The sequence below is a fragment of the Kitasatospora sp. MBT66 genome (assembly GCF_000710405.2).
Classification (GTDB): Bacteria; Actinomycetota; Actinomycetes; order Streptomycetales; family Streptomycetaceae; genus Kitasatospora; species Kitasatospora purpeofusca.
Map to the genome: position 1 here is coordinate 1 of NZ_JAIY01000020.1, position 6,928 is coordinate 6,928.

Annotated in this window: 4 protein-coding genes and 2 pseudogenes; all 6 read left to right on the forward strand. The window is 73.8% G+C overall.

What is annotated here, in order from left to right:
* Positions 1 to 2,525 (forward strand): annotated as a pseudogene (gene infB / locus BI06_RS41120) (translation initiation factor IF-2); the annotation flags it as partial.
* A gap of 136 nt (positions 2,526 to 2,661) precedes the next feature.
* On the forward strand, positions 2,662 to 2,958 hold the full coding sequence (locus BI06_RS41125) for a DUF503 domain-containing protein (RefSeq protein ID WP_030397729.1): 297 nt from the start codon (positions 2,662 to 2,664) through the stop codon (positions 2,956 to 2,958).
* A gap of 153 nt (positions 2,959 to 3,111) precedes the next feature.
* Positions 3,112 to 3,555: a 30S ribosome-binding factor RbfA gene (gene rbfA, locus BI06_RS41130; protein ID WP_030397728.1), complete on the forward strand. Its 444-nt coding sequence runs from the start codon at positions 3,112 to 3,114 to the stop codon at positions 3,553 to 3,555.
* Between the two features lie 2 nt (positions 3,556 to 3,557).
* On the forward strand, positions 3,558 to 4,670 hold the full coding sequence (locus BI06_RS41135) for a bifunctional oligoribonuclease/PAP phosphatase NrnA (RefSeq protein WP_082559057.1): 1,113 nt from the start codon (positions 3,558 to 3,560) through the stop codon (positions 4,668 to 4,670).
* A gap of 117 nt (positions 4,671 to 4,787) precedes the next feature.
* Positions 4,788 to 5,717, forward strand: coding sequence for a tRNA pseudouridine(55) synthase TruB (truB, locus tag BI06_RS41140; protein ID WP_043477244.1), 930 nt, complete (start codon positions 4,788 to 4,790; stop codon positions 5,715 to 5,717).
* A gap of 220 nt (positions 5,718 to 5,937) precedes the next feature.
* A pseudogene (locus tag BI06_RS51940) lies at positions 5,938 to 6,928 on the forward strand (hypothetical protein); the annotation flags it as partial.

Below are 6,928 nucleotides of genomic sequence, written 5' to 3' on the forward strand. Positions count from 1 at the left end.
CGTCCGGGTGGCGACCGTCCGCGTCCGGGTGGTCAGGGTGCTCCGGGTGCCGGTGCTCCCCGTCCGGGTGGCGACCGTCCCCGTCCGGGTGGCGACCGTCCGCGTCCGGGGACCGTCCCCGTCCGGGTGGCGACCGTCCGCGTCCGGGTGGTCAGGGTGCTCCGGGTGCCGGTGCTCCCCGTCCGGGTGGCGACCGTCCCCGTCCCGGCGGCCAGGGCGCCCCGGGCGCCGGTGGCCCCGGTGCCGGTGCTCCGCGTCCCGACGGCATGCCCCGTCCGGCCGGCCCGCGTCCGACCCCGTCGGGCATGCCGCGTCCGAACCCGGGCATGATGCCGCAGCGTCCGGCCGGTCCGGGCCCGCGTCCCGGCCCCGGTGGCCGTGGTCCGGGTGGCCCCGGTGGCCGTCCGGGTGGTCCGGGTGCCGGTGGCGCCCGTCCGGGCTTCCAGGGCCGTCCGGCCGGTCCGGGCTCGCGTCCGGCCGGTGGCGGCTTCGGCGGCCCCCGTCCCGGTGGCGGTGCCCCGGGTGGCGGCGGTGGCTTCGGTCCGCGTCCGGGTGGCTTCGGCGGCCGTCCCGGTGGCCCGGGTGCCCGTGGTGGCACGCAGGGTGCCTTCGGCCGCGGCCCCGGTGGCCGTCCGGCCCGTGGTCGCAAGTCGAAGCGGGCGAAGCGCCAGGAGTACGAGGCCATGCAGGCCCCGTCCGTCGGCGGTGTGATGCTGCCTCGCGGCAACGGCCAGACCGTTCGCCTGTCGAGCGGCGCCTCGCTGATGGACTTCGCGGAGAAGATCAACGCCAACCCGGCCGCGCTCGTCTCCGTCATGTTCAACCTCGGTGAGATGGTCACCGCGACGCAGTCGGTCTCCGACGCGACGCTGCAGCTGCTGGCCGACGAGATGGGCTTCCAGCTCGAGATCGTCAGCCGGGACGACGAGGACCGCGAGCTGCTGGAGTCGTTCGACATCGACTTCGGCGCCAACGAGGGCGACGAGGACCAGCTGGCCCCGCGCCCGCCGGTCGTCACCGTCATGGGTCACGTCGACCACGGTAAGACCCGCCTGCTGGACGCCATCCGCAAGTCCAACGTGGTGGCCGGCGAGGCCGGTGGCATCACCCAGCACATCGGTGCGTACCAGGTGGTCACCGAGGTGAACGGCGAGCAGCGCCCGATCACCTTCCTCGACACCCCGGGTCACGAGGCGTTCTCCGCCATGCGTGCCCGTGGTGCCAAGTCCACCGACATCGCGATCCTGGTGGTCGCGGCCAACGACGGTGTCATGCCGCAGACGGTCGAGGCGCTCAACCACGCCAAGGCCGCGGGTGTGCCGATCGTGGTCGCCGTCAACAAGATCGACGTCGAGGGCGCCGACCCGACCAAGGTCCGCGGTCAGCTGACCGAGTTCGGTCTGGTGGCCGAGGAGTACGGCGGCGACACCATGTTCGTCGACATCTCCGCGCGCCAGGGCCTCAACATCGAGCAGCTGCTGGAGGCCGTGGTCCTGACCGCGGACGCCTCGCTCGACCTGCGGGCCAACCCCGAGCAGGACGCGCAGGGTATCGCCATCGAGGCCCACCTCGACAAGGGCCGCGGTGCCATGGCGACCGTCCTCGTGCAGCGCGGTACCCTCCGCGTCGGCGACTCGATCGTGGTCGGCGACGCCTACGGCCGCGTCCGCGCGATGCTGGACGAGAACGGCAACAGCCTCGCCGAGGCCGGCCCGTCCCGTCCGGTGCTGCTGCTCGGTCTGACCTCGGTGCCCCGCGCCGGCGACAGCTTCATCGTCGTCGACGAGGACCGCACCGCCCGCCAGATCGCCGAGAAGCGCTCGGCCCGCGACCGCAACGCCGCCTTCGCGCAGCGTCGGGTCCGGGTGTCCCTGGAGGACCTGGACAAGGCCATCGCCGCCGGCTCCATCGAGCAGCTCAACCTCATCATCAAGGGTGACGTCTCCGGTTCGGTGGAAGCCCTCGAGGACGCCCTCGTCAAGCTGGACGTGGGCGAGGAGGTCGAGCTCCGGGTCCTGCACCGCGGTGTGGGTGCCATCACCGAGTCCGACGTGGACCTGGCGATGGGCTCGGACGCCATCATCATCGGCTTCAACGTGCGCGCCGAAGGCCGTGCGCGCGCTGCTGCCGACAAGGAAGGCGTGGACGTCCGGTACTACTCGGTCATCTACCAGGCGATCGAGGAGATCGAGAACGCCCTCAAGGGCAAGCTCAAGCCGGAGTACGAGGAGGTGCGCCTCGGCGCCGCGGAGATCCGCGAGGTCTTCCGCTCCTCCAAGTTCGGCAACATCGCCGGTGTCCTGGTCCGCGACGGCATCATCCGCCGCAACACCAAGGCCCGCCTGCTGCGCGACGGCAAGGTCGTGGCGGAGAGCCTCACCATCGAGGGTCTGCGTCGCTTCAAGGACGACGCGACCGAGGTCCGCGAGGGCTTCGAGGCCGGTGTGACCCTGGGTTCGTTCAACGACATCAAGGTCGACGACATCATCGAGACCTACGAGATGCGCGAGAAGCCGCGCGCGTAAGCGGGTGGCTGCCGGGGCCGGTCGACGGGTGGTATTTCCGTCGACCGGCCCCGGTCCTGCTGTGTAGGGTCCGGGGAGCGGTCCCGTTCGGGAACCGCTCCCCGAGGCCTTCCAGGTCGGCTCTGACCTGTCACACATGTTCGTGGGAACACTCACCTTCGACCTCCTGCTGGGCGACGTCCACTCGCTCAAGGAGAAGCGGTCGATCGTGCGGCCCATCGTGGCCGAACTGCAGCGCAAGTACAGCGTGTGCGCTGCCGAGACCGGGAACCAGGATCTGCACCGCCGGGCCGAGATCGGCCTCGCGGTGGTGTCCGGCGAAGCCGGGTACGTCACCGAGATCCTGGACAGCTGTGAGCGGTTGGTCGCCGGCCGCCCCGAGGTTCAGCTGCTCTCCGCCAGGAGGCGCTACCACAACGACGACGACGAATGAGAACTGTGGAAGCGGACGGCGCGAGTCGCCGTTCTCACACAGATCAGGACCGAGAGCGCCCACAAGGCTGGGCGCGGGCCGGTACTTTGGGGCAGGGGCCCCGATGGGCGAGCAGCACGCCCGAGTACCCGGCCCACTGCACGAGGAGGCAACGTGACCGACACCGCAAGGGCGCGCAAGCTCGCCGACCGCATCCAGGTGGTCGTCGCCCAGACCCTGGAGCGCCGGATCAAGGACCCGCGACTCGGGTTCGTGACCATCACGGACGCCCGGGTGACCGGTGACCTTCGCGAGGCCACCGTCTTCTACACGGTCTTCGGCGACGACACCGAGCGTGAGGCCACGGCCGCCGCGCTGGAGAGCGCCAAGGGCGTGCTCCGCTCCGAGGTCGGCAAGCAGACCGGGGTGCGCTTCACCCCGACGCTGACCTTCGTCGCGGACGCCCTGCCGGAGAACGCCAGGAACATCGACGACCTGCTCGACCGGGCCAGGGCCATCGACGCCGCGGTGCGCACCACCGCCGCGGGCGCGGCCTTCGCCGGCGACGCGGACCCGTACAAGGTTCCGGCGTCCGAGCGTGACGACGAGGACGAGTAGTCATGGCGGGTGAGCCGGCGGCGGCCGGTTCGGCAGCCGGTACCGGTTCGACCACGGGGGCATCCTCCACCGACATGGTGGAGGGTGCCCTCGCGGTGCTTCCGGGGCCGCGCGCCGAGGAGAGCGGATTCGAGCTGCTGTGGCAGCAGGTGGTCGCCGAGATCGGCCGGGCCCGCTCGATCGACCTGATCTGCCACATCTGCCCGGACGGCGACGCGCTCGGCTCCGCGCTGGCGGCCGGGCTGGCCCTGAAGGGCCTCGGCAAGGAGGTCCGGGTCTCGTTCGGCGACGATCCGCAGATCGTCCCCGAGTCGCTGGCCTTCCTGCCCGGCCAGGAGCTGATCGTGCCGGCCTCGGCGGTGCCCGACACCCCCGAGCTGGTGCTCTGCTTCGACGTCGCCGCGGAGAGCCGGCTGGGCCTGCTGCACGACAAGGCCTTCGCGGCCCCGGTGCTGGTCGTCCTCGACCACCACGCCTCCAACCCCGGCTTCGGCACCCACCAGCTGATCGACCCGGACGCCCCGGCGACCGCCGTGCTGGTGGACGAACTGCTGCGCCGGCTGGGCGTCGAACTGGACCAGTCGCTGGCCACCTGCCTGTACACCGGTGTCGCGACCGACACCGGCTCGTTCCGGTACCGGGCGACCACGCCCGCCACCCACGAGCTGGCCGGGCGGCTGCTGGCCACCGGCATCCGGCACGACCTCATCTCGCGGCAGCTGTGGGACACCTCCTCCTTCGGCTACCTCAAGGTGCTGGCCGGCGCGCTCGACCGGGCCGTCTACGAGCCGGACGCGGCGGAGGGCCTCGGCCTGGTGTGGACCTGGGTGCCGTACCAGGAGCTGGTGCTGTTCAGCGTGACCGTCGAGGAGATCGAGGGTCTGATCGACATCCTGCGCCGCCCGGCCGAGGCCGAGGTGGCGCTGGTGCTCAAGCAGGACCCGGACGGCACCCTGCGCGGCTCCTCCCGCTCCAAGGGCGCGGTGGACGTCGCGGCCGCCTGCGCCGAGCTGGGCGGCGGCGGCCATGTCTACGCGGCGGGGTTCTCCGCCCGGGAGGACGTCGAGGTGGTGGTGCGGCGGTTCCGCGCCGCGCTGCGGGCCCGCCGGGACTGATCCGCGCGGGACCCCCGCCGGCCGCCAGCCGTGCTGCGTGGTCGGCGGGGCCGTGCGGTCGGTAGGTTGGCAGCCTGTGGTTGATCGTTTGTACAGGGCTTTGACAGAGAGAACTTGATGAAGCGCAAAGGCACCGGTCCGGACGGCCTGGTCATCGTCGACAAGCCGGAGGGCATCACCTCGCACGGGGTGGTCGCGAAGCTGCGGTGGCTGGCCGGGACGCGGAAGGTCGGCCACGCCGGCACCCTCGACCCGATGGCCACCGGCGTACTGGTGATCGGGGTCGAGCGGGCCACCCGGCTGCTCGGCCATCTGATGCTCACCGCCAAGACCTACGAGGCGACCGTCCGGCTCGGCCAGACCACCGTCACCGACGACCGGGAGGGCGAGGTCACCGCCTCGACCCCGGCCGACGGGGTGACCGGGGAGGCCATCGCCGCCGGCGTCGCGGCGCTCACCGGCGAGATCATGCAGGTCCCGTCCAAGGTCAGCGCGATCAAGATCGACGGCAAGCGCTCCTACGCCCGGGTGCGCGAGGGCGAGGACTTCGAGCTGGCCGCCCGGCCGACCACCGTCCACTCCTTCACGGTGCACGAGCGGCGCGCCGCGGTCGCGGAGGACGGCACGCCGGTGGTCGACCTGGACGTCACCGTGGAGTGCTCCTCCGGCACCTACATCCGGGCGCTGGCCCGGGACCTCGGCGCCGGGCTCGGCGTCGGCGGGCACCTCACCGCGCTGCGGCGCACCAAGGTCGGGCCGTACGGGGTGGAGTCCGCGCACACCCTGGAGCAGTTGGAGGCCTCGGTGACCGGCGAGGCGGCCACCGGGCTGGAGGTGCTGCCGATCGCCGCCGCGGCGGCGGCCGCCTTCCCGCGCTGGGACCTCGACGTCGACCAGGCGAAGCAGCTGTCCCACGGCGCCCGGCTGAAGGCCCCGGGGATGGGCGTCGACGGGCCGATCGCGGTGTTCGGGCCGGACGGCACCTTCCTGGCGCTGGTGGAGGAGCAGGCCGGCCAGGCCCGGCCGGTCGCCGTCTTCGTCGGCTGAACCGGGGCTGAACCGGGCCGCGCGGGGCTCCACGGGGCTCCACGGGGTTCTGTCGGGGGGAAGTTCACCCGCGCGGGGGAGCGCACGAGGTGAACCGCGGTCGTGAACGGCGCGGGCGCGGTCCGTCCGCGCCCACGCCGGGCAGGCTCCCCGGCGGCGCGCAGGTCGCCGCGACGCGTCCACTCCAGGGCCGGCCGGTCCTGCGGGGAGGGCTGCGGGCATGCCGGGACTGCTGGGCTTCAGGGGCTTGCCGGGGGAGGACGACGGCACGGCGGCGGGCGACCCCGGCCGTCGGCTGCTGCGGATCCACGACCGGGACGGACGGCCGCGGGGGCTGGGCTTCGTGCTCGACCCGCTGGGCACCGTCCTCACCGCGCACGAGACGGTCGCCGGCCTCGACGGCATCGTCCTGCACCTCTTCGGGGGACAGACCAGGGTGCTGGGCCCGGACCACGTCCGGCCGCTGCCCGGGCAGGGGCTGGCCCTGCTGCGCACCGACGCCGTCGGCGGGCTGCCCGTGCCGCCACTGCCCGTCGCCCCGCCGCCGGCGGCCGGGGACGGCGGAGTGCTGCTGGTGCCCGTCCCGGTCCGGGGCGAGGGGCGCGCGGACGGGCGGACGGTACTGCTGCGCTGCGGCCTCGCGGCGACCACCGGCGCGGTGTACCCGCAGGCCGACCGCTTCCACCTGATCGACGGTGTGCTGCTGCTCGACGTGCCCTCGGCGGCCGACGCGGCGGTCGTCCCGGCCGGGGCGCCGGTGCTGGACGCCGCCAGTGGCACGGTGGTGGCCGTGGTCGCGCCCGGCCTGCGGACCCCGGGCCGGCCGGGGCCGCCCACCGCCGTTCCGGTGACCGCCGTCGGAGTGGACGTGCCGGAACTCGCCGAGGCGCTGGCGCGCAACGCGGCCGGGGTGCCCGCCTACGGCAGCGCGCTCAACCTGGCCGGGGTGCTGCGGCTGGCCGCCGCCCAGCTGGCCGCGGCGGGGGCCGGACCGGACCGGGTCGCCGCGCTGGCGGCCGACCGGGTGGACCGGCCGGACGGGCTCGCGGAGTGGGCCGACCTCCTGGTGGACGACGGCCCCTGCGGCGATCCCCCCGGCGGTGACGGCCCCGGCGGGGCCGGGGTGGTGGCGCTGGTGGGGGCGGCCGGTACGGGCCGCAGCACCGAGGCGGCGGCCGTCGCCGTACGCCGCGGGGACGGCGAGCGCCCGA